The following is a 26,143-nucleotide window of genomic DNA, read 5'->3' as shown; positions in this document are numbered from 1 at the left end:
GTTATGCTCGGCTGGACCGGCGGTGGGGCCCGCCGTCCCGGGGGGCGCCGGGAGAACCGCGACCACGCCAACGGTCCCTGCCAGTGATGCCCGTCCTGGTGGGAGGCACCGTGACACGACCGCCCGAGTCCCGCGTCGATCCGGACGTCGACCTCCGCGTACCCGCCGACCGGGCGGAACTGACCGGGCACCCGGCGGCGGTGCTCGGCGTGATCGCCGCCGGGGGTGTGCTCGGCGCGCTGGCCCGCGCCGGCGCGCAGGCCGCCGCGCCGCACCCGCCCACCGGTCTCCCCTGGGCCACGTTCGGCGTCAACGTCACCGGTTGCCTGCTGATCGGCGTGCTGATGGCGGTGCTCACCGCCCGGCCCGCCGGGCCGCTGGTCCGGCCGTTCCTCGGCGTCGGGGTGCTCGGCGGGTTCACCACGTTCTCCGCGTACGCGGTCGACGCGCAACGCCTGGTGACCGCCGGCGCGCCGGGCACGGCGCTGCTCTACCTGGCCGCGACCGTGCTCGCCGCGCTGCTGGCGGTCGCCACCGGGGACGTGGTCACCGGCCGGCTGCTGGCCGCCCGGCGCGGGGAGGCCCGGTGACCGTCCTGCTGATCGCGCTCGGCGCGGCGCTCGGCGCCCCGCTGCGCTACCTCACCGACCGGGCGGTGCAGGCCCGGCACGACTCGGCGTTCCCGTGGGGCACGCTGACCGTCAACGTGGCCGGCTCACTGCTGCTCGGCGTGGTACTGGCGGTGCCGGCCGATCCCGCGGTGACCGCGCTGGTCGGCACCGGCTTCTGCGGCGCGCTGACCACCTGGTCCACGCTCAGCTACGAGACGCTGCGGCTGGCCCGCACCGGTCCGCGCCTGCACGCGTACGCGAATGTGCTGGTCAGCGTGGTCGCCGGGCTCGGCGCGGCCTTCGTCGGGTACGCGCTGGCCGGCGCGTTCACCGGTTGACGGGGCAGCCGGTGAGGGGCGGGCGGCGATAGCATCCCGCCATGGAGCTGCGCCACCTGGCCGACCGGGTCTGGTTGTTCCCGGGCGACCCCGATCCCGGCGCGATCCGGCCCGCCGTCGCGGTGGTCGCCGACGAGCGCGGCAGCGTGCTCGTCGACGCCGGCCACAGCCCCGCGCACGCCCGGGAGATCCGCGCCGGGATCGCCGCCGCCCGGCTGCCCGAGCCGCGCTGGCTGGTCTACACGCATCACCACTGGGACCACGTCTGGGGCGCCTGCGCCTGGCCGGGCGTGGAGATCGTCGGGCACGAGGCCGGGGTCGCCCCGCTGCGCGCCGAGGCCGCCCGCCCGTGGAGCCACCGGCACCTGCGGGAACGGGTCCGCGACGAGCCCCGGCTCGGGCCCAGCTACCGGGCCCGGGCGCTCGCGGTGGACGACTGGGACGGTTTCGCGGTGCTGCCGCCGACCCGCACGTTCACCGACGAGCTGATGCTGCCCACCGGCGTGGTGCTGCGGCACGTCGGCGGCCGGCACGCCCCCGACTCGACTGTGGTGCTGGTGCCGGACTCCCGGGTGCTGCTGCTCGGCGACTGCTGGTACCCACCGCCGCTGCACGAGCGCGGCCCGACCGACGGGCCGGATCTGGCACTGGCCCGCAGCCTGCTCTCCGAGCACGTCGAGTGGTACGTCTCCGCGCACGACGAGCCGCTCCGCCGCGACCAGGCCCGCGCCGCGCTCGGCGACTGACCGGCCGCCGCGCCGGCCCACGGGTCAGCGCGCGTGACGTTCCGGGTGCGCCCGGTTCCAGGCCCGCATCCGCTCCGGATAGCCGGTGCGGGCCGCCTCGTAGAGCGGCACCGCGTGCCGGCGGGCGATCGTGCCGGCGACCCGGGGCGAGCCGGTACGGCGGCGGATCCACTCGCCGTCGTCGGCGATGGCCACCACCGTGGTGTCGGTGGCCGTGGTCTCCGGCTCCAGATAGAACTCGACCCCGCGCCGGCTGGTCACGAACGCCTCCAGCTGCGCCAGGTCCTCCCGGTTCGCCTCGCGGTCGAGCTTCGTCGGGGTCGTCGGTTCGGCGGCCCGTCGGCTGAACCAGCCCATGCCCGCCTCCTCTCCTCGGCGTCGGAGTCCAGTGCAGCACGCACGCCTGGCAGCCGCCTGGGAGCGGAGTGGGAGTCGGCTGGGCCGCGCTCAGCGGACCGGCTGGCCGGACCCCACCGGCGCGCGGAGCACCGGCACCAGCGCGAGCGTGGGCAGCAGGAGCAGCGGCACCAGGCCGAGCGCGTTCAGCACGCCGAAGTGGTCGCCGAGGAAGCCGAGCAGCGGCGGCCCGGCGAGGAACGCGGTGTAGCCGATCACCGCGACCACGCTGACCCGGGCCGGGGCCTTCTCCTCGTCGTCGGCGGCGGCGCTCATCCCGACCGGGAACCCGAGCGACGCGCCGAGCCCCCACAGCGCCACGCCGACCACGGCCAGCGGACCGGAGCCGGCCAGCACGGCCAGGGTGGCGCCGGCGGCGGCGAGCGCGATGGTGCCGAACAGCACCGGCACCCGGCCCCAGCGGTCGATGGCGACCGTGCCGGCGGTGCGGCCCAGCGTCATGCCGACCACGAACACGCCGAACACGGCGGCGCCGACCGCCTCGTCGACGCCGTACCCGTCGACGAACGCCACCGCCAGCCAGTCGTTGGCGCTGCCCTCGGTGAACGCCATGACCAGCACCAGCAGGCCGACCAGCAGGGTGCGCGGCTCCCGCCAGGCGGTCAGCAGCGCCCGCCGCCGGGCCGCCGGCTCGCCCGCGCCGGTCGACTCGGCCGGCGCGGACAGGAACGACCGCGCGCCGAGCAGCGTGCCGGTCAGGATCAGCACCGCCAGCACCGGCAGGTGCACCTCGATCGGTACGCCGAGCCGCGCGGCCCCCGCGCCGAGCCCGGCCCCGGCCACCGAGCCGAGACTCCAGGCGGCGTGGAAGCGGGGCATGATCGTCCGGCCGAGCCGCTTCTCCACCGTCGCGCCCTCGACGTTCATCGCCACGTCACACAGGCCGGAGCCGAAGCCGAACGCGGCGATCCCGAGCCCGACGCCGACCGCCCAGCCGGCCAGGCCGGTGGCGAGACCGGCGACCGTCATGCCGAGCGCGACCAGCACGGTCGCCACCACCACCGTGCGGGCCGGGCCGAGCCGCTGGCTGACCAGACCGGCCGCGGGCATGGCCAGCAGCGCGCCCACCGACATGCAGAGCAGCAGCAGGCCGAGCCGGCCCGGGCTGAGGCCGAGCGCCTCCCGGACCGCCGGCACCCGGGAGAACCAACTGGCCACCGCGAGCCCGTTGAGGGCGAAGACGACGGCGACGCCGGTGCGGGCGGCCAGCACCGGCCGGGAAGCCGGTGGCCGCGGCGCGGCCGACGCGTCGAGGGTGTTGCTCACGGTGCGGTCGTCCCTTCCCCGGAATGGTTCCCGACGACCATCGCACACCTGAGAGCGCTACCACCACAAGCGCTCCCGCCCCTTACCGTGCACGCGCCGGACCGGGCATGATGCGCGACATGAGTACGCCGACCGCACGACCGGCCACGCTCGACGACGTGGCCCGGGCCGCCGGGGTGTCCCGGGCCACCGCCTCGCGGGTGCTCGGTGGCTACGGGTTCGCCTCGGCGGCGGCCCGGGCCCGGGTGGGCGCCGCCGCCGACCAGCTCGGCTACGTGCCGGACGTCACCGCCCGGGCGCTGGTGCGGGGCGCCGGCGTCCGGCTGGTGGTGGCCGTGGTGGGCCGGGACGACACGGTCTTCGACGACCCGTACGTGCACCGGGTGGTGAGCGCCGCGTCGCGGGTGTGCGCGCCGCACGGGATCGGGGTGGCGCTGGAGTGGCTGCCGCTGGGCGACCCGTCCGGCCTGGTCCGGCTCGGCGCGGACCGCGGTGTCTGCGGCGTGATCCTGGTCAACACCACCCAGGCGGCGCTGGACGCGGTGCCGGCCCGGCTGCGCGGCCGGGTCGCCTCGATCGGTCAGGGGTCGGCCGCCGTGCCCTCGTTCGACGTGGACAACGCCGCCGGCGCCGGCGCGGTGCTGCGTCACCTGTACGCCACCGGCCGCCGCCGCATCGCCATGGTCACCGGCCCGCGCTGGCTCACCTGCGCGGAGCGGTCGGTGACCGAGTACCGGGAGCTGATGCGGGCGGCGGGGTCGCCGGAGCGGCTGGTGACCGGCGACTTCACCGCGGCCCGGGGCGGCGCGGCGGCGCTGGCGGCGCTGCGCCGGTGGCCGGACCTGGACGCGGTCTACGCGGCCAGCGACGAGACCGCGTTCGGGGTGATCGCCGCGTTGCGCGGGCAGGGCGTGGGGGTGCCGCACGACGTGGCGGTGGCCGGTTTCGACGACCTGCCGTACGCGGCGATGAGCAGCCCGGCGTTGACCACCGCGACCCACCCGGTCGACCGGATCGCCGCCGCCGCGGCCACCGCCGTGCTGGCCCAGGCGCCGGTGGCGGCGAGTACCGCGTTCGCGTCGACGCTGGTGACCCGGGAGAGCGCCTGAGGTGACGGTGGTCAGCGCTCCGGCCCGGTGACCGCCGCGTCGACCCGGCTGAGCACCGTCGCGGCGTCGTCCACGCCCACGCCGCGCAGCAGGTCGATGGCGGTGGCCCGGACCTGGCCGATGATCAGCGCGAGCGGCAGCGTCGGACCGGCGGCGAAGAGCCGGCCGACCGACCGCACCGCCGCCAGCGCGGCCGTGTCCGCCCGGGCGGCGTGCGCGTCGGCGATCTCCTCCTGCCCGCCCAGGTCGGCGGCGAGCGCGTCGCCGGCGGAGCGGACGGCGTTGGCCAGCGTGCGTACCGCGGCACCCAGGTCGGTCGGGACGGGCGCGTCGCCGCGGGTGACCGTGACCGCGGCCCGGGCCAGCACGCGGACGTTGCGCACCGCGTAGTCGATCTGCCGGATCGAGCCCGCCACCGAGCGCAGCCGGCCGAGGTGCCGGCGACGGCGGACGTTGAGCCGGAGCGCCTCGCCGGCGGCCTGGACCGCGTCGCGCAGGCGCTCCACCCCGGCGTCGGCCTGCCGGGCCCGGTCCAGCGCGGCCAGGGCGGCCTCGTCGTCGGCGTGGTCGAGCGCGTCGGCGATCTCGTCGAGCACGCCGGCCAGCTCCGCGAACGTGTGCCGGAACTCGGCCACCAGCGGGGCGAGCGGCCGGCGGGCGTCGACGAGCTGACTGGCGACCACCGCCACCGCGCCGCCGATCAGCGCGTCGACGAACCGGAACGGGATCAGCGACTCGGTCGGGGGCGAGACCACCACCAGGTAGAGCGCGGAGACCGCGGCCTGGACCACGGTGACCGAGCTGGCCCCGACCGCCACCGCCAGCGCGACGGTGAGCAGGATGACGGTGAACACGGTCCAGGTGGTGCGCGGGCCGAGTGCCTGGACCACCAGGTCGGCGACGAGCACGCCGGCGGCCACCCCGAGCACCACCTCCACCGCCCGGCGAATCCGCTGTCCCCGCGCCTGCCCGAGCACGATCAGCGCGGCGGCGGGCGCGAAGAACGGCTGCGGGTGCCCGACCAGCCGGGTGGCGAGCATCCAGGCGACGGTGGCGGCGAGCGTCGCCTCGACCACCGGCAGCCAGCCCCGCCGCAGCCGCCCGGCCGCCGCCCGCACCGCCGCCGCGCTCCGCCGCCGGCCACCGCGTACCCCGCTCATCGCTGCCTCCCGTCCCACCCGGCCCCTATCCTGCGGGACCGGCCCGCACCCCGCGCGCGATCTTGCGCTTCCGGCCCGCGCGTCGGGTCGTTCACCCGGTTTGTCGGGGCGGGAACCGCAAGATCGACGCATGGGGTGCCGATCGACCCTGGTCGTCGCCGCCCGCGCCGGTCCTGAATGGAGACGGAGGAGAGAGGGGACGACTGATGCGTACCGGATTGTGGCGACGGCAGGTGAGGTGGTTGTACCGCGACGGCCGGCCGAACCGGCTCGCCCGGGTGTTGAACGGGCTCGCCGCCCGGCAGCACGGCGCCGGGCTCGGCCCCCGGAACTGGGTGACCCTGGAGGTGCGGGGCAGACGTACCGGCCGGACCGTCGCCCTGCCGCTGGTGGTCGCCGACCACGAGGGCGAGCGGTACCTGGTGTCGATGCTCGGCGACCAGGTCAACTGGGTGGCGAACGTCCGGGCCGCCGGCGGGCGGGCGGTGCTGCGCCACGGCGGCCGGGAGCCGGTCCGGCTGGTCGAGGTCGACGTGGCCGACCGGCCGCCGATCCTGCGTCGCCACCTCGCGCTCGCGCCCGGTGCGCGCCCGCACGTGCCGGTGGACCGGCACGCGCCGCTCGCCGAGTTCGCGCGGGTCGCCCCGGGCATCCCGGTCTTCCGGATCAGCACGGACCGGCCGGCGCCGGAAAAGGCGGAGTGACAACCTTTCAGGATATCGATCGCGTACGTTGTCGGGGTCGTCCGAATGGGAGAGTGCACCGGTAAGATCGGCGACAAATCGGCGGCTGATCGCTGACTGCCGAACCCGTCCCGACCGCCCACACTGGGCGCATGAATACGAGACTCCGCCGCAGCCGGGCATTCCGCCTCGCGGTGTGTCTCGCCCTCGTGGCGACGCTGAGCGGCTGCATGCAGCTCAACCTCGGGCTGACCGTGAGCGCCGACGACACGGTCTCCGGCCAACTCCTGCTGACCGCCGAGAAGTCCGTGCTCAAGCAGCGCAACCCGGACGTCGCGGCGGCCTTCGCCGAACTGCGGCAGAACATTCCGACGCTTCCCGCCGGCACCGAGAGCCGATACGAGGACGCCACCTTCTACGGCATCCAGATCACCTACCGGAAAACACCGCTGTCACAATTCACCAGCGAGAGCGTGAATCTTGTCCGGGATGACGATCTCTATCGCTTCTCCCTTCCGCTCGATCCGAAGAAATACGGCGGAAAGGTGGCCGAACAGGATCCGCGGAACCAGGCGGCGTTCATGACCCTGATGGCGTTCGAGATATCCGTGACGTTCCCGGGGCGGGTGCTCGACACCAACGGGACGATCAACGGACGCTCGGTGAGCTGGAAGGTGGTCGCCAACCAGCCCAAGCCGGCCGAGCTGCGCGCCGTCGCCGAGGCGCCGCCACCGCCGGCCACCACCGCTGCCGCCGCCGTGACCGGTGACGGTTCCCTGCCCTGGCTGCCGCTCGTCGCCGGAGCGGTCGCGCTGCTGCTGGTCGTCGCCGTGGTGATCGTCCTGCTGCGGCGCCGTTCCCGGGGCGGGCCGGCCGCCCCGGCCGCAGCGCCGCCCGCACCCACTCCCTCCCCCGCTCCGACCGACCCGACCGCGCCGACGCCCCCGAGCGACCGGCCGACCTGAGTCCGGCGGCCACACCCGCCGGCCCGGTCCTCCCCGCCGGCCCCGAGACCTCCCGACCGACCCGAGACTCCCCGGCCGACCCCGAGACCTCGCGAACGACCCGAGGTTTCCCGGCGGGCCCCGAGACCTCCCGACCACATCGCTCGTCCCGTTCCCACCGATCCGCGCCGACGACCTCCGGGTTGGCGGACCGCGACCCGACCGACCGGCGGCACCCCGCCGGTGCGCCACCACCGACCGGGCGGGCACCCGTGGCCGCCGCACCATCCCACCCGAGACCGCACCACCGCACCGTCGAAAAGGGGGATCGCCGTGAACGATCTCTTCACCTGGGCCGCCCTGGGCAGCCTCACCGGCGCCAGCGCCGCCACCCTGCTCGCCACCAACGTCATCGGCGGCCTCATCGGGCCGAGCGGCGACAAGGCGCGCAAGTGGATCGCGCTGGGGTTCGCGCTCCTGCTGTCGTACCTGACCGCCGCGTTCGCCGCCGACGCCGGGCCGGAGAAGTGGATCATCGCGTTCTTCAACGGCCTGGTCATCTTCTCCGCCGCGCTCGGCATCAACCAGCTGCCCCCGGGCAACCGGCAGGCGACGCAGGCGTCGCCGACCCAGCTCGCCCAGGGGCGCGAGCCCCGCTTCGTTCGCTCCTGGGTCTGAGAGAGGTGACCGTCATGGTCTTCGGCATCCTCAGCGCCGCCGCGCAGATCGTCTTCGGCGCGGTGCTCGGGCAGGCCGCCGCCGGCACCGTCGGCCTGCTGGTCGGCGCGGTCGTCGGGCTGCTCGTCGGCGCACCGTTCGGCTGGGCGACCGCCTCGGCCGGCACCTACGGCGGCGGCGCGAAGGGCATCGTCCGCTTCGTGGTCGACCACACGTGGAGCCTGCTCAACACGTTCGCCGGGGCGCTCTACCTGGCCCTGCACCTGGTCGTCGGCCACCAGCTCGACCGGGTCGTGTCGGCCGGCAGCGGCCGGGTCAACGTGGTCGAGGGCGTCTCGCCCCGGTACGCCACCACCATCGGCACGGTCTGCGCCGGGTCCAGCCCGGGCATCCAACGGCACGAGGACGTGCACGTGTTCCAGGCCCGGCTGCTCGGCCCGCTCTACCTGCCGCTGGTCGCGCTCAACTACGCGCTGTTCACCGTCGCACCGGTGTGGCTGCTCTGGCACGACCACACCAACGCGCCGATCAACCGCTTCACCCGCTACTTCGAGATCGGCGTCTACCCGCACGTCTGGAACGAGGCCATCGCGTACCGGATCCAGGGGACGCCGCCGCGATGACCGGCGCCATCGAGGCGGCCGTCGCGGACGTCGCGGACTGGCTGACCGGGACGGCGGGTGAGCCCGTCCCGGTCGGTCCGCCCCGCGACGACCCGGCCGGCGGGCTCACGGTCTGGCCGCTGGAGCTGCGACCGGCCCGGCAGACCGCGGCCGGCGGCGCGGCGCGCGAGCCGTACCGGTTCGTGGTCCGGCTGCTGGTCACCGGCGGCGGGCCGGCGGCGCTGCCGGCGCTGGACCGGGTGCTCGCCGCCGCCACCACCGGGACCGGCCGGGCGGAGCTGGTGCTGGCAGCCGGCGACCCGGCGCTGTGGCGGGCGCTCGGCGTACCGCCCCGGCCGGCGCTGCTGCTCGACGTGCCGGCCCGGATCGACCGGCCGGCGCCGACCGCGCCGCCGGTACGCCAGCCGCTGCGGCTGCGGCAGCTCGCCATGCGCACGCTCGACGGCCGGGTGGTCGGGCCGCAGGACCAGCCGCTCGCCGCGATGCGGGTGGAGCTGGTCGGCGCCGCCCAGGCCACCGAGACCGACGTGGCCGGCCGGTTCCGGCTGGTCGGCGTGCCGCACGACCCCGACGTCCCGGACCGCCCGGTGCGGATCCGGCTGATCGGCCGGGGGCGCGTCCACACCGCCGAGTTCGACCCGGCCACCGACGACGTGGTCGTCGTGCCCGCCCCCGACTGACGTCCCGAGGAGGACCGATGCCCACCTACTTCTCCCCCGGCATCTACGTCGAGGAGGTGCCCTCCGGGGCCCGCCCGATCGGGCCGGTCGGCACCAGCACCGCCGCGTTCGTCGGGGTCGCGCCGAACCGCACCGCCCACGTCGACCGGCCACTGGCGGTCAACAGCTGGACCGAGTTCCTGCGCCTCTACGCCGACGGCGAGCACCTGGAGAGCACGCCGCTGGCCCGGGCCGTGTTCGGCTTCCTGGACAACGGCGGCACCCGCTGCTGGGTGGTCAACGTCGGTGAGGGCGGCCAGCTCACCGGCACCGGCGGGCGGCGAAGCGGCCTGCAACTGCTGGAGGCGATCGACGAGATCGCCATCCTGGCCGCGCCCGGCTACCACGACCCGGTCTCGCACGAGGCGCTGATCAGCACCGCCGAGCGGCTGCGCACCATGGTGGCGATCTGCGACCCGCCGCCCGAGGTCACCGACGTCTCCCGGCTCACCCGGGTCGCCACGCCCGGCAAGCCCACCACCGGCAAGCCCGCGGAGGGTACGCCGGCCGGCGACGACGACGCGCCCGGCACCGGCGGCGACCGGCCCCGGCAGTCGGACTTCGCCACCTTCTACTTCCCCTGGATCCGGGTCCGCGACCCGCTCGGCGGCGACCTGGTGCTCACCCCGCCGAGCGGGCACGTGGCCGGCATCTGGGCCCGCACCGACGCGCTGCGCGGCGTGCACAAGGCGCCGGCCAACGAGCCGGTACGCGGCGCGGTCGACCTGGCGTACCGGGTCACCCGGCCGGAGCACGACGTGCTGAACCCCAAGGGCGTCAACGTGATCCGGTTCTTCGCCGGCGAGGGCATCCGGCTCTGGGGCGCCCGTACGCTCGCCGCCGAGGCCAGCGAGTGGCGCTACCTGAACGTGCGCCGGCTCTCCATCTCCATCGAGCAGGCCATCGCCAACGGCACCCGGTGGATGGTGTTCGAGCCGAACGACTTCACGCTGTGGCGCTCGATCCGGCGCGACATCGGCGCGTTCCTGACCCGGGTGTGGCGCGACGGCGCGCTGCTCGGCCGTACGCCGGAGGAGGCGTTCTTCGTCAAGTGCGACGAGGAGACGAACCCGGCCGACGTGCGCGACGCCGGGATGGTGGTGGCGCACATCGGCATCGCGGTGGTCAAGCCCGCGGAGTTCGTGGTGTTCAAGCTGAGCCAGTGGGCCGGCGGCACCGAGACCGAGACGATCGGAGGCTGACATGCCGACCACGGCCACCCCGCAGCCGGGCGCGCCCGTCGACCCGTACCGGGCCTACCACTTCAAGCTGCTCATCAACGGCATCACCAACGGGCACTTCACCGAGGTCAGCGGCTTCGAGGTGGCGATACCGTCGCTGGCCTACCGGGAGGCCGGCAACGAGCGCATCCGCGCCGTGCCCGGGCAGGTGGAGTACGCCCCGGTCACCCTCCACTTCGGCCTGACCAACGCCCGGGAGCTGTGGGACTGGGTGAACGCGGCGGCGAAGGGCACGGTCAACCGGCGCAACGTGTCGGTGGTGCTGCTCGACCCGGCCGGCACCGCCGAGGTGCTGCGCTGGAACATGATCAACGCCTGGCCGACCCGGTGGCGGGGCGCCCACCTGAACACCCTCTCCCAGGAGATCGCCATCGAGGCGCTGACCCTGGCGTACGAGGGACTGGAGCTGGAGTCCGGCAGTGCGGCCGCCCCGACCGCGTGACCGGCTGGCCCGCGCCCTGCGGGCCACCGCCGACCGCCTCACGGACCGGCCGCCCGCCGCCCGCCGGCCTCCCGCCGTGCCGTCGGCGGCGCTGCCGTCGCGCCACCCCGGCGAGCCCCCCGAACACTGGCTCCGCCTGGTGGCCGCCCACGCCCCCGGCCTCCTCCGGGACCTTCCCCACCCCACGCCCCCCGGCGGTGATCAAGGAGTTGGCGTCGGCTCCGACCCCGTCGCCGACCCGAACTCCTTGATCACCGGACGGTCCGCGAGGGGCGGGGCGGGGTGGGGCCGGGTGGGACGGCTGTGGCGTGGGTGGAGGGCGCGGCCGACCGATGGCGTGGGCTGGTCACGACGGCTCGGCTGGCCGAGATCTTGGTACGAAAGGGCCCCCTGGGGGGCCGATTCCTACCAAGATCTCGGCCAGGTCCCGATCATTGGGACGAGTGTCCTGTCCAGTGGTAGTGAGACGGGCGGTGGGGGGTGGCGGCGCGGCGGGTCGGATGCGGCGGCGGTGATCGGCTCCGACCTGGACGGCGGGACGGCGCGGATCGACTCGGAGTGGCGGCCCGGCCCGAGGGAAGCGGGTGCCGGACCGGCCCGGGTGGCGACGGGACGGGATCCGGACGACACGACACCGGCGGGCCGCGGCATGCCGCCGGCCTGGGCCGACCCGACGCGGGCAGCGTCCGGGGCGGTGTCCTCCGGCCCCCGGGCCGATGCCGGACCCCGCTCTGCCGGACCCCGCTCTGCCGGATCCCAGGCTGCCGGATCCCAGGCTGCCGGATCCCGGGTTGCCGGGTCGCCGGCACCTGACGCAGCGGCTTCCGGAGTCTCCGCGGCATCCGCTGGCGGCACCACGAGGCGCCACGGCACACCGAGGCGGAACGATGCCGCGGAACCGGCCGACACGGGGTGGCCGGCCGACACCAGACGGCCGAGCGACACCAGACGGCCGAGCGACACCAGACGGCCGAGCGACACCAGACGGCCGAGCGACACCAGACGGCCGAGCGACACCGGACAGCCGAGCGACACCGGACAGCCGGCCGACACGGGGTGGCCGGCCGACACCCGATGGCCGAGCGGCACCCGAGGGCCCGACCAGGGCGCGGACCGGGTGGACGTACCCGGTGGAGCCGGGCCGGGCTGGTCGCGGGCGTCGGGCCGACGCGCGGCGGCCGACTCCCCTCGTGGTGGCCGGGAAGGGCGTCGGCCCGACGCCGCCGTCGGGTCGGCGCGCGCCGGGGCGGACGGGTGGTCGGAGCGGGCGGGTGTGCTCCCGCTGTCGTTCGGGCCCGCGCCGCGGGGCCCGGTCGACGGATCCGACCGGGCCGGACACGACGGGGTCGACCCGGTGCGCGGCGGCGGGTTTCCGGTGCCGCCGTCGTGGCGGCGACCGCATCCGTCGCCGCCGCCGCCGGAGCACGACGGAGGCCGGCGCCGGCCGGTCGACCCGTGGCCGGCCCTGCCGGACGAGACCGGCACGGGCCGGGCCGGCGGCGCGGGGCGACCGTTCGGGGTGGGGCAGCCGACCGGCGCGGGCGGGACGACGCAGGCGGGCACGGCGCACCGGGACCCGTGGCCGGCGCTGCCGGACGAGCCGGCGGTCCGGCTCCCGGTCGCGGGTGGCGTCCTGTTCCGGGACGCCCGGCTGGACCGGGAACAGGCGGGTGGCTGATGGAGCGCGTCGCCTTCCTCGTGGACGAGTCCGGCACCCGGGTCGACTGCCTGCTCAATCCGGAGACCGTGCAGGTCACCCGGCTGGCCGGGGTACGTCGGCGCGGCGGGCCGGACGGGTCGCTCACCGGCGCCGGCCTGGCCGACGATCCGTTGGTCTTCACCGGCGGCGGGCGCACCGAACTGGTGCTGGACCTGCTCTTCGACCTCGACTTCGTGGAGTCCCCGGCCCGTCCCGAGGACGTCCGCGCGCTGACCCGCCCGCTGTGGATGCTCGCCGAGAACTCGACTGTCGAGCACGGCTGGCCCCGTCCGCCGCTGGTCCGGCTGGTCTGGGGCAAGACCTGGAACGTGCCGGGCGTGATCGCGGCGATCGCGGAACGCTTCGACGCGTTCACGCTCACCGGCACGCCCCGGCGTTCCTGGCTGCGGCTGCGGCTGGTCCGGGTGGCGGAGAGCGCCGAGGCGGCCCAGGCCGGCTTCGAGGCGGAGCTGGCCGCCGCGAGCACCCCGACCGTGGCGCCCGGCTCGGCGGTGGTGGCCGCCGCGGACGGCGCGGCCGAGCCGGGCTGGTCGGGGGTGCGCTTCGACCTGCTGGCCCACGACGCGTTGGGCTCGCCGCTGCGCTGGCGGTTGCTCGCCGAGCACAACCGGATCACCGACCCGCTCGCCGTGCCGGCCGGCACCGCACTGGCGGTGCCCCCGACCGACGCCGTCGCGCCCCCACCCGGGGCGACGGCCACGGGAGGCGTGCGGTGAGGCGGGCAGTGGCGGTACGGGTGGACGGCCGGCCGCTGACCGAGCCGGGGCGACTGCGTGGGGTCCGGGTCGCCGCCCGGCTGGACCAGCCGACGCAGTGTGAGCTGGCGCTGGCCACCGCGCCCGGCGCGGGCGCCCTCGACCCACCGGTACGCCCCGGCGCGACGCTCGACGTCCGCCTGGACGGCCACCCGGACGCGCTGTTCACCGGCGAGGTGACCGCCGTGGAGGTGGAGTACGCGGGCGACGGCGCCGCGCTGCTGCGGCTCCGGGCGTACGACCCGCTGCACCGGCTGCGCAAGCGGCAGGAGCTGCGGGTGTTCGAGTCGGTGACGGCCGCCGAGCTGGCCGGGGAGCTGTGCGCCGGGCTGGGGCTGGAGGTGGCCGCCGAGGCCGACGGGCCGCGCCTGGACCGGCTGCTCCAGCACCGGCACACCGACCTGGAGCTGCTGTGCGAGGTGGCCGGTCGGGCCGGGCTGCACCTGAGCGTGGACGGCGACCGGCTGCGGCTGCTCACCCTCGACGGCCACGGCGAGCCGGTGCCGCTGACGCTCGGCGAGAGCGTGCACGCGCTGCGCGTCACCGAGAACCTGGACCGGGCCGGGGCGGAGTGCGCGGCGCTGGGCTGGCACCCGCAGCGCGCCGAGCCGCTGGGCCAGCGGGCCGGTGAGGCGCGCAGCGGACGGCGGATCCCGCTGCGCCCGGCGCCCGGCGACGTCGGCGCGGACGGGGTGCGTACCGCGGTGGACCAGCCGGGGCGCAGCGACGACGAGCTGGCCGCGCTGGCCCAGGCGGCACTGGACGCGCGGGTCGCCGCGCTGGTCACGGTCGAGGGCACGGCCGAGGGCGACCCGGCGTTGCGGCCGGGTCGGCGGATCGCGCTGGCCGGCGTCCCGGAGCCGGTGGCCGGCGTGTACGTGCTCACCGAGGTGGTGCACACGGTGGACGCCGACGGCCACCTGACCCGGTTCTCCACCGCCCCGCCCGAGCCGCCGCCGGTGGCCGTGCCGCCGGCGGCGACCGTCACGCTCGGCACGGTCACCGACGTCGACGACCCGGACGCGCTGGGCCGGGCCCGGGTGACGTTGCCGGCGTACGGGGACCTGGACGCCGGCTGGCTCGCCGTGCTCTGTCCGGGTGCGGGCCGGGGCAAGGGGATCGTCGCGCTGCCCGACCCGGAGGACACCGTGCTGGTGGCGTTGCCCGGTGGCGAGCCGGCCTCGGGCGTGGTGCTCGGCTCGCTGTTCGGCGCGGTCGAGCCGTACGACGCGGGGATCGTGTCGGGGCGGTCCCGCCGCTGGTCGATGCGGACCGGCACCGGCCAGTCCATCGTGATCGACGACGACGGGCGCACGCTGCGGCTGGCCACCGACGCGGGCAGCTTCGTCGAGCTGCGTCCCGAGCTGACCACCGTGCACGCCGCCGGTGACCTGGTGCTCTCCGCGCCGGGCCGGGCCATGGTGGTGCGCGCGAAGACAGTCGACTTCCTGCACGCCCCGGCGGTCGAGGACGCCGAGACCGCCGCCACGCAGGCCCGTACGCTCGCCCGTTCCTCCGGAGGTGGCTGATGCGCTGGATCCACCGTGACTCGCTGATCACCTGCGGCCACGACGGGCGGGTGGCGAACCGTCCGTCGCAGCGCTGGGTCACCGTTCGGGGCGTGCCGGTGCTGGTGCGGCCGGACCCGGAGGGGCGCGACATCACCGCGTGCCCGAACTACGGCCCGACGGTCAAACCCTGCCTGCACACGATGACCGTGACGGTCGGCTACAGCGCCTGGCTGCGGGTGGACCGGCAGCCGGTGGTGCTGTCGCACCTGGACGGCCTCACCGACGGCACGCCGCCGGGGACCGTGCACCACCAGGTCCGCGACCCGCGGCAGATGTTCCTGGGGGCGGACCGGTGAGGGCCTTCCGGTTCGTCGGCGCCGGCTTCGACGCCGGCCGCGCCGGCGGGCTCGCGCTGACCGCCGCCGGCGGGCTCGCCATGACCGACGGCGACGAGACGGTACGCCAGGCGCTGTACCTGCTGCTGTCCACCACGCCGGGCGAGCGGCTGATGCGTCCCGGGTACGGGTCGCGGCTGCACCGGCTGGTCTTCGCCCCGAACGACGACACCACCGCCGGTCTGGCCATCCACTACGTGCGGCAGGCGATCCGGCGCTGGGAGCCGCGGGTGGAGGTGCTCGACGTGGACGCCGGGCCGGACCCGGACGACCCGTGGCGCCTGGTGATCCGGCTGGACTACCGGGTGCGGGCCAGCCTCTCCCCCGGCCAGCTCGTGTTCTCCGTCGACCTGCTGCCGCCCGACGACGAGCCCGGTGACGACCCGGGCGACCGGCCCGGCGGCCGCCCCGGCGGTTGCCCCGGTGAGGAGGCCACGCCATGACGCTGCCGGTGCCGCACCTGGACGACCGCGCCTTCCTCGACCTGGTCACCGAGGCCCGGGAACGGATCCGCCGCTCCTGCCCGGACTGGACCGACCTGTCCGCGCACGACCCGGGGATGGCGCTGCTGGAGGCGTTCGCCTACCTGACCGAGGTGATGATCTACCGGCTGAACCAGTTGCCGGAGAAGGCGTACGTGGCGTTCCTGAACCTGCTGGGCGCGACCCGGCACCCGCCGGCGGCGGCCTGGGCGGACGTCCGCCTCGTCCGCACCGGCCCGGATCGCGGCCCGGTGCGGGTGCCGGCCGGCACCCGGGTCGCCGCCGCCCGCGGCGTGGACCCCCGGCCGGTCGTCTTCGTGACCACCGAACCGGCCGTGTTGTCCGCCGGCGAGACCGAGGTGACGGTACGCGTGCACCACTGCGAGCCGGTCGAGGCGGAGCTGCTGGGCACCGGCACCGGCCAGCCCGGGCAGGCGTTCCGGGCCGCCCGCGCGCCGCTGACCCGGACCACCGAGACGCTGGACCTGCTGCTCGGGGTGGAGGTGCCGGCCGGCGCGGTGGAGCCGGGCGCCGCGGCCCGCGAGCACGAGGGGCGCACGTACGAGATCTGGCGGCCGGTGGACAGCTTCGCCGGCCTGGGCCCGCAGGCCAAGGTCTACCTGGTGGACCGGGCGTCCGGGGTGGTCACGTTCGCGCCCGCGCTGGACCTGCGCCCGGCCACCGGCGACGGGAGCGGGCCGGACGCCGGGAGCGGGGGCGGCCCGGCCGTCGAGGGGGCGGCCGGGGCGACCACGGTGGCGGCGGTGCCGCCGGCCGGGCGGCAGGTGCGGCTGTGGTACCGGTGCGGCGGGGGGCCGGCCGGGAACGTGGCCGCCGGCGTGCTGACAAGCCTGCGGGACCCGCTGCCGGGGCTGAGGGTGGAGAACCCGCTCCCGGCCACCGGCGGCCGGGAGCTGGAGTCGCTGGAGTCGGTGCTGGCCCGCGGGCCGTACGAGTTCTTCGCCCAGCAGCGTGCCGTGACCGCGCGGGACTTCGAGATCCTCGCCACCGGCTCCGGCGCGGTGGCGCGGGCGCGCGCGTTCACCCGGGCCGCCGTCTACAGCTTCGCCCGGCCGGGCGAGGTGGAGGTGGTGCTGGTGCCGTACGTGCCGGCGGCGGCCCGCCCCGGCGGCCGGCTGCCGGTGGCGGTGCTGCGCGAGCACGAGGTGGAGGAGGCGCGCCGCCGGGTCGAGGCCGACCTGGAGCGGCGCCGCGCGCTGGGCACGGCGGTGCGCGCCGGCTGGGCGCGGTACAAGGCGGTCTCGGTCCGGGCCCGGGTGGTGGTGCGCCGGGAGGAGGACGTGGACGCGGTCCGCCGCCGCATCCACGACCGGCTGCACCAGACGCTGAGCCCGCTGCCCACGCCGCTCAACCCGGCCGGCTGGGCGTTCGGCGAGCCGCTGCGCGCGTCCAACGTCTACCGGATGCTGGAGCACGCCGAGCCGGGCGTCCGGTACGTCGAGTCGGTGCGGTTCGTGGTCGACGAGGCGCCGGACGCGCAGGTCCGGACCGTCGCGGTCGACCAGTACCAGCCGGACACCTGGTACGCCGGGCGCGGGCCGGTGCTGTTCCGGTCGACCGACGCGGGCGCGGGCTGGGAGCCGGCCGGCCGGTTCGACGACGAGACAGTGGTGCGGGTGGCGCCCGCGCCCGCCCCGGTACGCCCCGGCGTGGTGCCCCGGGCCGGTTCGGTGGCGGTGGTGACCGCCCGCGACGCCGGTGGTTCCCGGGTGCGGCTCAGCACCGACCTGGGCGAGACGTGGACGCTGCTCACCGATCTCGACTCCGGCGTGCGGGACCTCGCCTGGATCGACCGGGACGGCACCGGCGCGCTGCTGCTGGCCACCGACGCCGGCCTGTACGAGGTGCCGCTGCTGCCGGGCGCGGTGCCGTTGCAGATCCTGGTCGACCCGGCCGACGCGGACCGCGGCTTCTACGCGGTGCGGTCGTTCGTCTCCGAGCGCGGCGCACCCGGCGTGGCGGTCGCCGCGCAGGCCGGCTTCGGCGTCTACCTGTCCACCGCGGCCGGCCGCCCCGGCACGTTCACCCACGTCGGCCTGGCCAACGTGGACAACCGGGTGCTGGCCGTGCAGTACGACGGCCCGGCCACGCTGCTGTGGTGCGGCGCGGGCGAGCCGGACCCGAAGAAGCCCGGCCAGGGCGCGCACCGCACCCGGCTGTTCGAGTCCGACGTGCGGTGGCAGTCGATGGCCGCCGGTTGGATCGGCGGCACCTGCCGGGACCTGGCGTTCAGCGGGCCGCTGGCGTTGGCGGCCACGCAGAGCGGCGGCGTGGTCCGGCTGGACACCCTCGCCGGGCAGCCGCAGTGGCGGCCGGTGATGGTCAACTGCGGGCTGCCGCTGCGGGACCGGACCCGGTTCGTGCCGGTGGACGCCATCGCCGCGACCGCGCCGTCCGCCGGCGGCGACCGACTGGTGCTGGCCGGCGGCGAGCGCGGCGTCTACCGCAGCGGCGACGGCGAGGACTGGTCGGCCAGCGCCAACCAGTCCACCGCCGACGTGGTCACCGTCCCCGGCACCTGGCTGCTCTGCTCCGGCGAGCACGACATCGAGGTGGTGCGGCAGGATGCGCCGAACGGCGATTGAGCGGCTGTTGCCGGCCGCGTACCAGCGGGCCGCCGGCCCGGGCAGCGTGCTGGGCGCGCTGCTGGACGTGATGGCGGAGCTGCACGCCCCGGACGAGGCGGTGCTCGCCGACGTGGACGCGTTGTTCGGGCCGTACCGGACGCCCGACGGGTTCGTGGCGTACCTGACCCGCTGGGTGGCGATGGACCACGTGGTCGCCGCGCCGCGCGTCGACGCGCCGCTGCCGCTGCCGTTGGGCCGGCTGCGTGACCTGGTCGCGCACGGCGCGCTGCTGGCCCGCTGGCGGGGCACCCCGTACGGGTTGCGCACCGCGCTGGAGCTGGCCACCGGCGTGACCGGGTTCGTCCTGGACGAGCCGGCGGACCGGCCGTTCCATCTGGTGGTGCGCGTGCCGCCGGCCGCCGCCGACAAGCTGGCGCTGGTCGGCCGGATCGTCGAGGCGGAGAAACCGGCAGCGGTCACCGCCGAGGTGGTCGGCCCCGCCGACGACCCACCCCCGCCCGGGCCGGTACGCGCGGTCGGCCGGGCGCACGTGCCTTCATCCCCGTCCCCCGAGCCGCCCGAGGAGCCGTCATGACCACCGAATGGACAGTCGTCGCCGCCGCCGAGCAGTTCACCCTGGACGCCCGCAACGCCGGGGAGCTGACCTTCACCGTGTCGAACCCGGGCCCGGCGCCGGACACCGTGGTGGTCGACGTGGCGCCCGGCGAGGGCAGCCAGCGGGCCTGGTTCACGGTGACCGAGCCGCAGCGGGTGGTGCCCGGGCAGGGGTCGGTGTCGGTGCTGGTCCGGGTCGCCGTGCCGCCCGGCACCCCGCCCCGGCGGTACGACATGACCGGGTTCGCGTACTCGGCGAACACCGCCCCGGAGGAGAGTTCCCGCTCCAGCGGACGGGTGACGTACGACGTGCGGGCCGTCGCGCCGCCGAAGCGTACGCCGTGGCCGTGGCTGGCCGCCGCGGCGGTGCTGCTGCTGGTGGTGACCGGCGTGGCGGTCTGGCTGGTGACCCGGGGCCCGGACACCCCGCCGACGCCGCGGGCCGGGGCGGTGACCGTGGAGGCGGAGACGCTGGTGACCGCCGCCGAGGTCAGCTCGACCACCGCCGCCAAGGCGGCGGTGGTGGCGCAGCAGAACTGCTGCGACGTGACCTGGTCCGGCGACGCGCAACTGTTCTTCCTGGGCCGGGCGGTCGGCGACCGGGTGACCGTGCCGGTGGACCTGCCGGCGGACGGCGCCTGGCGGTTCTCCACCGTGCGCACCACCTCGCTCGACTACGCGAACACCATCTGGCTGGTCGACGGCCGGCAGGTGGGCGACGCGTTCCTCGGCTTCACGCCGACTGTGGTGCGCACCGCCGACGTGGAGGTGGGCACGCTGGAGCTGACCCGGGGCACGCACAAGCTGACGCTGGTGGCGGTGAGCCGGACCCAGGGCACCGACCGCTACTTCGCCGGCGTCGACCAGATCCGGTTCACCCCGGTCGGCCGGCCATGAGCGGTCGGCAGAAGCTGCTGGTGGTCGCGCTGGCCGGGCTGCTGGTGGCGCTCTACCTGGTGGCGGCGGCCGGGCGGCACGGCGACGTCGGTGACCCGGCCGCCGGGCCGGGCCCGCTGGCCCGGCTGGGGCGCGGCGCCGGCACGGTGGACCCGGCGACGGTGGGCGTGGCGTGCGTGCCGCCGGCCACCGACCCGACCACCACCGCCGACGGGGTGGTGGTCGCGTTCGGCGCGACCTGCCGGCTGCGCGTCGCCGACCCGGGCGCGCTGCGCACGCTGGTGCTGCGCGGCGCGACGCCGTTCCAGGTGACCGCCCGCACGCCCGGCGACGCGGACGTCACGGTCACCGACGAGGTCACCCCCGGGCCGGACGGCGCGACGGTGGCCAAGGTGGCGGTGGACCGGGAGACCGAGGTGCTCCTGCGCTGCCCGGGAGGTGGCGGGTGCACGGTCACGCTCGCCCGGTCCTGACCGGGCCCGGCCGCCGGGAGGCCCGACGTGGGTGAGCTGCGGAAGCCGTTCCTGCTGCTGGCGCTGCTGGCGGTGGCGCTGGTGGTCGGCGTGGAGCTGGGCGCGGCGGCGCTGACCGGCGGCGGGGACGCGGGCACCGCGCTGCGGGACAGCGCCGGCGGGCTCGGCGTCGAACTGGGCAACGTCGGCGCGGTGGCCGAGCCGTCCGGCCGGGGCACCGGCTACCTGGCGCTGATCGACGTGGTGGCGCTCTGGACCACCGGGCTGTTCGCGCTGAGCCTGGTGCTGCCGGACCGGGTCCAGGGCCGGGTGCAGGGCGCGGCCACGCTGGTCTTCTCGGTGGTGCTGCTGCTGGTGTCGCTGGTGCTGCTGGTCGTCGCGTTCGTCGAGCTGACGGTGATGGTCTCGCTGTTCCTGGCGGCCCCGTTCGGCACGCTGGCGTACCTCGCGGTGTGGGGGTTCTTCCCGGTCGGCGACGCGGCCGTGCTGCTCGGGCTGGCGCTGCTGCTCAAGCTGGTCTGGGCCGGGCTGCTGCTGGCCGCGCAGCCGCGCTTCCTGCGCAACAAGGGGCTGGTGCTGCTGGCGTTGACCACGCTGCTGTGCACGGTGGTGTTGCAGTTCCTGCACGGCCTGGTGCCGGTGATCCTGGTCAGCGTCGTCGACGACCTGGGCGCGGTGGTGTTCGCGGTGGTGGCGATCATCTGGGCGCTGGTGCTGCTGGTCGGCTCGATCCCGGCGATCGTCAAGGCGGTGCGCGCCACCGCGACGACGTCGGGCCGCACGGTCAGCTGACCGGGTCGCCGGCGGCGAGCGCGGCCAGGCGCGGGAGCTGCGCCGGGTCGGTGAGCGCCGAGCCGACCGCCACCACGCGTACCCCGGCGGCCAGGAAGTCGCCCGCGTTGCCGGCGTCGATGCCGCCGGTGGCCACGAACCGCGCCTCCGGCAGCGGCCCGGCGACCGCCCGGAACCAGGCCGGGCCGAGGCTGACCGCCGGGAACGCCTTGAGCCAGACCAGGCCGTGGTCGAGCGCCCGCTGCGCCTCGGTCGGGGTGGCCACGCCGGGCAGGTGCGGGATGCCGTAGCCGCGCGCCGCGTCCGCGACGGCCAGGTCCAGGCCGGGGGCGACGGTGAACGCCGCGCCGGCGCTCATCGCCTGGCGGACCTGGGCCGGGGTGCGGACCGTGCCGGCGCCGACGATCCGGTCCCGGCGCCGTCCGGCGGTGACGGCGGCGCGCAGCGCGGGCACCGCCCCCGGGGTACGGATCGGGACCTCCACCACGCCGATGCCGAGGTCCCAGGCCAGCTCCGCGAGCCGGACCGTCTCCTCCGGCGGCAGGTCGCGCAGGATCACCATGACCCGCGCGTCGCCGAACAGTGGTGCGAAGTCGTGTTCGATCATGTGCTGCTCCCTCCGTCGCGCCGCCTCGCCGGCGCCGCCCATTCCCGGTCCGTCAGTGCCAGCGCCCGGGCGATCCCGGCCGGGTCGGGTGGCGGCGCGGTGTCGCCCGGCGCGGCCAGCACCGGCGCCGCGGTGAGGTGTCCCATTCGCAGGCAGGCGCGCAGGTCGAGATCGCGCAGCAGCCCGGCGAGGAAGCCGGCGGCGAACGCGTCCCCGGCGCCGACCGGTTCCACCACGTCCACCGGCGGCGTCGGCACGAAGACCGCCGGCCCGGTACGCGGCAGCGCGGTCGCGCCGACCGGCCCGTCCTTGACCACCACCAGCTCCGGGCCGGGCAGCAGGTCGCGGACCGCGCCCGGGTCGGCGCTCCCCCAGAGCGTCGCCGCCTCGTCCAGCCCGACGAGCACCACGTCGGCGCGGTCGGCCAGGTCGCGCAGGACCGGTGCGGCCCGGTCGGCGGCCCAGAGCGCGGGCCGGTGGTTCACGTCGAACGTGGTCCGGGCGCCGGGCAGCGCCGGACCGCTCAGCGCGTGCGCGAGCAGGTCCCGGCAGGAGTCGGAGAGCGCGGCGGTGATCCCGGACAGGTGCAGCAGCCGCACCCCGCCCAGTCGCGGGTCGGCGAGGTCCGACGCGCCGAGCCGGCTCGCCGCGGATCCGGCCCGGTGGTAGTGGACCCGGGTGCCGGCCGGCCCGGGGTCCTTGAGGTAGACGCCGGTCGGCGCGACCGGGTCGACAGTGACCGTGCGGACGTCCACCCCGGCGGCGGCGATCTCGGCGACCACCCGGCGGCCGAACGGGTCGTCGCCGACCCGGCTGACCCAGGCGGCGCGGTGGCCGAGCCGGGCCAGTCCCATGGCCACGTTGGACTCGGCGCCGCCGACGCCGACCGCCAACCGGACGGCGTGCTCCAGCGGTCCGCCGTCGTCGGGCGTGAGCACCACCATGGTCTCCCCCACGCAGGCGACCTCCGGACCGGTCATGACACCACCGTCATCCGCTCCCGGATCTCGGTCCGGTCCAGGTGGCCGTCCACGACCAGCACCCGGTGCCGGTTGCGGCGGGGCCGGTCGGCGGCGACCACCGCCGGCCGGTCGAACGCGTACGCGACGCAGACGCCCGGGTACATCGCGGTGCGAACGAACCACCTGTCGCCCGGCCCCAGACCGCTGAACACCAGCGTGTACGCGCCGCCGCCCGGTGCGGTGCCGGACAGCGCCAGCCAGGGCGCGGCCGAGCCGTTGACCGCCTCCTCGCCGGCCGCGTCCACCGTGCACACCCGGGGTTCCGGGTCGGCGAGCGCCCGCCAGAAGAAGCCGCCGTAGCCGGCGCCGCCGGGGCGGCCGTTGGTGGCCGGGCTGCCCAGGTGGACGTCGGCGCCGGTGGCGGACGTGAGCGTGGCGGACAGGTCGAGCCACCAGGCGTCGTCCCCGGCCGGCCCGACGGTGAGCCGGCGGTGCTCGCGCAGCAGCGTCCGGCCGTTCCGGTCCCGCCATTCGAGGTCGTGGTCGAGCCGGTCGGCGGCCCGGTCCCGCCAGCCGGTGTGGGCGATGACGCCGTGGTCGTCCCGCCAGGTGTAGCCGGTGTCCCGCACGTACGTCCGGCCGCCCCAGAGGTTGGCGCCGGCCACGTCCTGCACGGCGAGGGACGCGCCGAGGTGCCAGACGTGGTCGGCCGGGAGCGCGTCGGTGACCGGGGTACCGGCCCGGGTGCGCACCGGGTGCAGGTAGGGCCGGGGGCCGTGGCGCGGGTCCAGGTCGGGCCGCACCACGTAGCGGGCCACCTCGACCCCGGCCACGGTCAGGCGTTCCTCGGCGGGATCGGCGGTCACGACGCCACCGGCCCGATCGTCGCGGGGTGGGCGTCGACCGGTTCCGGCGCGCGCGCCCGGCGTCGGGCGTCGACCGCGTGCAGCGCGGCCAGGGCGTACCCGCCGAGGATCGGCACCGCCACCGGGGTGACCAGCGCGGCGAGCAGCGCGGCGAGCGCGCAGAGCCCGGCCGCGGCGGCCCACCCGCCGGGGTGCCGCGCGCAGGTGCGTGCCGTCGACCGGGCGGCGGACCGCCAGCCCCGGCCACCGGTGCGCCCGACCGCGACGGCGACCAGGCCGGCGTACCCGAGCACTGCCGCGACCACGACGGCGGTGACCGCCAGGGCGGGCCCGCCGCCGGGCACCCGGCCGGCGGCCAGCGCCAGCAGGTCGACGGCGAGCAGCGCGGCGACCGCGAGCGCGACGGCGCTGACCGCCGCGCCGGCGGGCGCCGCGCGGCCGAACCGGGTCAGGCTGGTCCGGACCGGCGGCCAACTTCCGGTGACGGACCGGTCGTGCAGCGCGGCGGAGGCGGTGGCGACGGCCGGGGCGAGCGTGAGCACCGGCAGCGACGCCACCGCCACGGCGAGGCCGAGCAGCGCCAGGTCGGCCGCCTCGGCCACGGTGTCCCGCCAGTCCCGGCGGGGGGCGTCGGCGCTCATCCCTTCAGCCCGCTGGTGTTGATGCCCTCGACCAACATCCGCTGGAAGGCGAGGAAGAACAGGAACACCGGCAGCAGGGACAGCACCGACATGGCGAACATCGGGCCGACCGCGCTCTGGCTGGTCGAGTCGATGAACAGGGTCAGCGCCACCGGGACGGTGTAGTCCTCCAGCGTGGACAGGAAGACCAGTTGCCGGAAGAAGTCGTTCCAGGTCCAGATGAACGAGAAGATCGCGGTGGTGACCAGCGCGGGCCGGCTCAGCGGCAGGATGACGTGCCGGAAGACGCCGTACGGCGACGCACCGTCGATCTTGGCGGCCTCGTCCAGCTCGCGGGGGATGCCGCGCATGAACTGCACCATGAGGAAGACGAAGAACGCCTCGGTGGCCAGGAAGTGCGGGATGAGCAGCGGCAGGTACGGCCAGTCGCCGCCGACCAGGCCGAGGCTGCGGAACAGGATGTACTGCGGCACGATCAGCACGTGCCCGGGCAGCAGCAGGGTGCCGATCATGACGGTGAACCACGCCTTGCGGAACCGGAACCGCAGCCGCCCCAGGGCGTACGCGGCCAGCAGGCAGGACAACGCGTTGCCGACCACGGTGAGCAGGCTGACCATGGCGCTGTTGAGGAAGAACCGGCCGAAGCTGACGTCGAAGTTGGTCCAGCCCTCGGCGTAGTTGCCGGGGGTGAACGTCTCCGGCAGCAGGCCGATGTTGTTGACGATCTCGGCCTGCGACTTGACCGAGGTGCCGAGCATCCAGATCAGCGGGTAGAGCACCACCGCCACGATCGCCACGAGCACCGCCAGGCGCAGCGCCTGCCGGTTGCGCGGGCGGCGGCGGACCGGAGCGGCGGTCACCGCGGTCATGAGTCCTCCCCGTCCGAGTAGTGCACCCAGAACCGGCCGGTGCTGAAGAAGACGGCCGTGATGAGCGCGATGGCCAGCAGGAACACCCAGGCCATCGCCGAGGCGTAGCCCATCTCCAGGTCGGTGAAGCCGGAGATGTAGAGCTTGAGCGTGTACATCAGGGTGGAGTCGACCGGGCCGCCGGTGCCGTTGCTGAGCACGAACGCGGCGGTGAAGCCCTGGAAGCCGTGGATGGTCTCCAGCACCAGGTTGAAGAAGATCACCGGGGAGAGCATGGGCAGCGTGACCGCGCGGAACTTGCGCCAGGTGCCGGCGCCGTCGACCGAGGCCGCCTCGTACAGCTCGGTGGGGACCTGCTTGAGCCCGGCCAGGAAGATCACCATGGGCGCGCCGAACTGCCAGATCGCCAGCACCATCAGGGTCTGCAACGCCCAGTCCGGGTCGGCGACCCAGGGCAGCCCCTCGACGCCGAAGAGCGCGAGGAACGAGTTGAACGCGCCGTCCCGGTTGAACATGTTCACCCAGACGATGGCCAGCGCGACGCTGCCGCCGAGCAGCGACGGCAGGTAGAACAGGCCGCGGAACAGCCCGACGCCGCGCCAGGTGCGGTTGAGCAGCAGCGCCACGCCGAGCGCGGCGGCCAGCTTCAGCGGCACGGCGACCAGCGCGAACGTCAGCGTGACCCGCACCGCGTGCCAGTACGACGGGTCGGCGGTGAACATCCGCTCGTAGTTGGCCAGCCCGACCCAGCGCACCTCGGACAGCGGGGTGAGGATGTCGTAGTCGGTGAAGCTCAGCCAGAGCGAGAGCAGCATGGGGAGCGCCGTGATGCCCATCAGTCCGATGAGCCAGGGCGAGAGGAAGACGTACCCTGCCAGGCCCTCGCCGTACCGGGCCCGGCCGGCCCCGCGCCGCGTGGGGCGAGGGCCGACCGGTCCGGTTCGTGGGCTCCGGCCGGGCGCCGTGGTGAGGGCCACGGATCCGGGTCCTTTC

At 76.0% G+C, this 26,143-nt stretch carries 30 protein-coding genes; 21 read left to right on the top strand and 9 right to left on the bottom strand.

What is annotated here, in order from left to right; all coding sequences use genetic code 11:
• The first annotated feature begins 86 nt into the window (after positions 1-86).
• Genes ACH495_RS12920 through ACH495_RS12910 form a run of 3 tightly spaced genes read left to right on the top strand, consistent with a single transcriptional unit; the run spans position 87 to position 1,695 of the window.
• On the top strand, positions 87-590 hold the full coding sequence (locus ACH495_RS12920; RefSeq protein ID WP_396857900.1) for a CrcB family protein: 504 nt from the start codon (positions 87-89) through the stop codon (positions 588-590).
• The gene (gene crcB / locus ACH495_RS12915; RefSeq protein ID WP_396857899.1) at positions 587-949 is read left to right on the top strand and encodes a fluoride efflux transporter CrcB; all 363 of its coding nucleotides are present in this window, start codon (positions 587-589) and stop codon (positions 947-949) included. Before ACH495_RS12920 ends, crcB begins: the two co-directional genes overlap by 4 nt.
• Before the next feature lie 41 nt (positions 950-990).
• Positions 991-1,695 (top strand): MBL fold metallo-hydrolase, encoded by a 705-nt coding sequence (locus tag ACH495_RS12910; RefSeq protein WP_396857898.1) that lies wholly within the window; start codon positions 991-993, stop codon positions 1,693-1,695.
• Between the two features lie 24 nt (positions 1,696-1,719).
• On the opposite strand, the gene ACH495_RS12905 is transcribed toward ACH495_RS12910, so the two are convergent.
• The gene (locus tag ACH495_RS12905) at positions 1,720-2,052 is read right to left on the bottom strand and encodes a hypothetical protein (RefSeq protein ID WP_396857897.1); all 333 of its coding nucleotides are present in this window, start codon (positions 2,050-2,052) and stop codon (positions 1,720-1,722) included.
• A 90-nt stretch (positions 2,053-2,142) separates the two neighbouring features.
• Positions 2,143-3,378: an MFS transporter gene (locus ACH495_RS12900; RefSeq protein ID WP_396857896.1), complete on the bottom strand. Its 1,236-nt coding sequence runs from the start codon at positions 3,376-3,378 to the stop codon at positions 2,143-2,145.
• Between the two features lie 119 nt (positions 3,379-3,497).
• On the opposite strand from ACH495_RS12900, the gene ACH495_RS12895 reads away from it, so the two are divergent.
• Positions 3,498-4,487, top strand: coding sequence for a LacI family DNA-binding transcriptional regulator (locus ACH495_RS12895; RefSeq protein ID WP_396857895.1), 990 nt, complete (start codon positions 3,498-3,500; stop codon positions 4,485-4,487).
• A gap of 11 nt (positions 4,488-4,498) precedes the next feature.
• On the opposite strand, the gene ACH495_RS12890 is transcribed toward ACH495_RS12895, so the two are convergent.
• Positions 4,499-5,647, bottom strand: a complete 1,149-nt coding sequence (locus ACH495_RS12890) for an aromatic acid exporter family protein (RefSeq protein WP_396857894.1) — start codon at positions 5,645-5,647, stop codon at positions 4,499-4,501.
• A 206-nt stretch (positions 5,648-5,853) separates the two neighbouring features.
• On the opposite strand from ACH495_RS12890, the gene ACH495_RS12885 reads away from it, so the two are divergent.
• The 17 genes from ACH495_RS12885 (at position 5,854) to ACH495_RS12805 (ending at position 21,205) form a co-directional block, all read left to right on the top strand.
• Positions 5,854-6,351, top strand: a complete 498-nt coding sequence (locus ACH495_RS12885; protein ID WP_396857893.1) for a nitroreductase/quinone reductase family protein — start codon at positions 5,854-5,856, stop codon at positions 6,349-6,351.
• Positions 6,352-6,482: 131 nt separating this feature from the next.
• A complete protein-coding gene (locus tag ACH495_RS12880; RefSeq protein ID WP_396857892.1) occupies positions 6,483-7,295 on the top strand; it encodes an LppM family (lipo)protein in 813 nt (270 codons plus the stop codon).
• Positions 7,296-7,607: 312 nt separating this feature from the next.
• The gene (locus ACH495_RS12875) at positions 7,608-7,952 is read left to right on the top strand and encodes a hypothetical protein (RefSeq protein ID WP_355518374.1); all 345 of its coding nucleotides are present in this window, start codon (positions 7,608-7,610) and stop codon (positions 7,950-7,952) included.
• 14 nt (positions 7,953-7,966) lie between these two features.
• On the top strand, positions 7,967-8,575 hold the full coding sequence (locus tag ACH495_RS12870) for a glycine zipper family protein (protein ID WP_396857891.1): 609 nt from the start codon (positions 7,967-7,969) through the stop codon (positions 8,573-8,575).
• Positions 8,572-9,255, top strand: coding sequence for a carboxypeptidase regulatory-like domain-containing protein (locus ACH495_RS12865; protein WP_396857890.1), 684 nt, complete (start codon positions 8,572-8,574; stop codon positions 9,253-9,255). The genes ACH495_RS12870 and ACH495_RS12865 overlap by 4 nt, the downstream gene beginning before the upstream one ends.
• A 17-nt stretch (positions 9,256-9,272) precedes the next feature.
• Complete coding sequence (locus ACH495_RS12860; RefSeq protein ID WP_396857889.1) at positions 9,273-10,496, top strand: phage tail sheath family protein; 1,224 nt, start codon at positions 9,273-9,275, stop codon at positions 10,494-10,496.
• 1 nt (position 10,497) lies between these two features.
• On the top strand, positions 10,498-10,977 hold the full coding sequence (locus ACH495_RS12855) for a phage tail protein (protein WP_396857888.1): 480 nt from the start codon (positions 10,498-10,500) through the stop codon (positions 10,975-10,977).
• A gap of 1,273 nt (positions 10,978-12,250) precedes the next feature.
• Positions 12,251-12,655, top strand: coding sequence for a hypothetical protein (locus tag ACH495_RS12850; protein ID WP_396857887.1), 405 nt, complete (start codon positions 12,251-12,253; stop codon positions 12,653-12,655).
• Positions 12,655-13,413 carry a hypothetical protein gene (locus ACH495_RS12845; RefSeq protein WP_396857886.1) on the top strand — a complete coding sequence of 253 codons (759 nt, stop codon included), beginning with the start codon at positions 12,655-12,657 and terminating at the stop codon, positions 13,411-13,413. Before ACH495_RS12850 ends, ACH495_RS12845 begins: the two co-directional genes overlap by 1 nt.
• Entirely contained in the window at positions 13,410-14,981 is a 1,572-nt protein-coding gene (locus ACH495_RS12840) for a phage baseplate assembly protein V (RefSeq protein ID WP_396857885.1), read from the top strand. Before ACH495_RS12845 ends, ACH495_RS12840 begins: the two co-directional genes overlap by 4 nt.
• Entirely contained in the window at positions 14,981-15,319 is a 339-nt protein-coding gene (locus ACH495_RS12835; protein ID WP_396857884.1) for a hypothetical protein, read from the top strand. The genes ACH495_RS12840 and ACH495_RS12835 overlap by 1 nt, the downstream gene beginning before the upstream one ends.
• Positions 15,316-15,801 carry a GPW/gp25 family protein gene (locus ACH495_RS12830; protein ID WP_396857883.1) on the top strand — a complete coding sequence of 162 codons (486 nt, stop codon included), beginning with the start codon at positions 15,316-15,318 and terminating at the stop codon, positions 15,799-15,801. Before ACH495_RS12835 ends, ACH495_RS12830 begins: the two co-directional genes overlap by 4 nt.
• The gene (locus ACH495_RS12825; RefSeq protein ID WP_396857882.1) at positions 15,798-18,446 is read left to right on the top strand and encodes a putative baseplate assembly protein; all 2,649 of its coding nucleotides are present in this window, start codon (positions 15,798-15,800) and stop codon (positions 18,444-18,446) included. The genes ACH495_RS12830 and ACH495_RS12825 overlap by 4 nt, the downstream gene beginning before the upstream one ends.
• Positions 18,427-19,023: a phage tail protein gene (locus ACH495_RS12820; protein WP_396857881.1), complete on the top strand. Its 597-nt coding sequence runs from the start codon at positions 18,427-18,429 to the stop codon at positions 19,021-19,023. The genes ACH495_RS12825 and ACH495_RS12820 overlap by 20 nt, the downstream gene beginning before the upstream one ends.
• Positions 19,020-19,940 (top strand): hypothetical protein, encoded by a 921-nt coding sequence (locus ACH495_RS12815; RefSeq protein ID WP_396857880.1) that lies wholly within the window; start codon positions 19,020-19,022, stop codon positions 19,938-19,940. Before ACH495_RS12820 ends, ACH495_RS12815 begins: the two co-directional genes overlap by 4 nt.
• On the top strand, positions 19,937-20,413 hold the full coding sequence (locus tag ACH495_RS12810) for a hypothetical protein (protein WP_396857879.1): 477 nt from the start codon (positions 19,937-19,939) through the stop codon (positions 20,411-20,413). Before ACH495_RS12815 ends, ACH495_RS12810 begins: the two co-directional genes overlap by 4 nt.
• A 27-nt stretch (positions 20,414-20,440) precedes the next feature.
• Positions 20,441-21,205 carry a hypothetical protein gene (locus tag ACH495_RS12805; RefSeq protein ID WP_396857878.1) on the top strand — a complete coding sequence of 255 codons (765 nt, stop codon included), beginning with the start codon at positions 20,441-20,443 and terminating at the stop codon, positions 21,203-21,205.
• Here the strand turns inward: ACH495_RS12805 and ACH495_RS12800 are convergent.
• Genes ACH495_RS12800 through ACH495_RS12775 form a run of 6 tightly spaced genes read right to left on the bottom strand, consistent with a single transcriptional unit; the run spans position 21,198 to position 26,127 of the window.
• Positions 21,198-21,812 (bottom strand): bifunctional 4-hydroxy-2-oxoglutarate aldolase/2-dehydro-3-deoxy-phosphogluconate aldolase, encoded by a 615-nt coding sequence (locus ACH495_RS12800; protein ID WP_396857877.1) that lies wholly within the window; start codon positions 21,810-21,812, stop codon positions 21,198-21,200. The two genes, ACH495_RS12805 and ACH495_RS12800, sit on opposite strands and share 8 nt — an antisense overlap.
• Positions 21,809-22,792: a sugar kinase gene (locus tag ACH495_RS12795; protein WP_396857876.1), complete on the bottom strand. Its 984-nt coding sequence runs from the start codon at positions 22,790-22,792 to the stop codon at positions 21,809-21,811. The genes ACH495_RS12800 and ACH495_RS12795 overlap by 4 nt, the downstream gene beginning before the upstream one ends.
• Complete coding sequence (locus tag ACH495_RS12790) at positions 22,789-23,640, bottom strand: PmoA family protein (RefSeq protein WP_396857875.1); 852 nt, start codon at positions 23,638-23,640, stop codon at positions 22,789-22,791. The genes ACH495_RS12795 and ACH495_RS12790 overlap by 4 nt, the downstream gene beginning before the upstream one ends.
• Positions 23,637-24,281, bottom strand: a complete 645-nt coding sequence (locus tag ACH495_RS12785) for a hypothetical protein (protein ID WP_396857874.1) — start codon at positions 24,279-24,281, stop codon at positions 23,637-23,639. The genes ACH495_RS12790 and ACH495_RS12785 overlap by 4 nt, the downstream gene beginning before the upstream one ends.
• The gene (locus ACH495_RS12780) at positions 24,278-25,150 is read right to left on the bottom strand and encodes a carbohydrate ABC transporter permease (protein WP_396857873.1); all 873 of its coding nucleotides are present in this window, start codon (positions 25,148-25,150) and stop codon (positions 24,278-24,280) included. Before ACH495_RS12780 ends, ACH495_RS12785 begins: the two co-directional genes overlap by 4 nt.
• Positions 25,147-26,127, bottom strand: a complete 981-nt coding sequence (locus ACH495_RS12775) for a carbohydrate ABC transporter permease (RefSeq protein ID WP_396857872.1) — start codon at positions 26,125-26,127, stop codon at positions 25,147-25,149. Before ACH495_RS12775 ends, ACH495_RS12780 begins: the two co-directional genes overlap by 4 nt.
• Positions 26,128-26,143: the final 16 nt, after the last annotated feature.

This window comes from Micromonospora sp. NPDC018662, assembly GCF_044391475.1.
Taxonomy (GTDB): Bacteria; Actinomycetota; Actinomycetes; order Mycobacteriales; family Micromonosporaceae; genus Micromonospora.
This window is presented reverse-complemented; position numbering and strand designations above follow the sequence as displayed.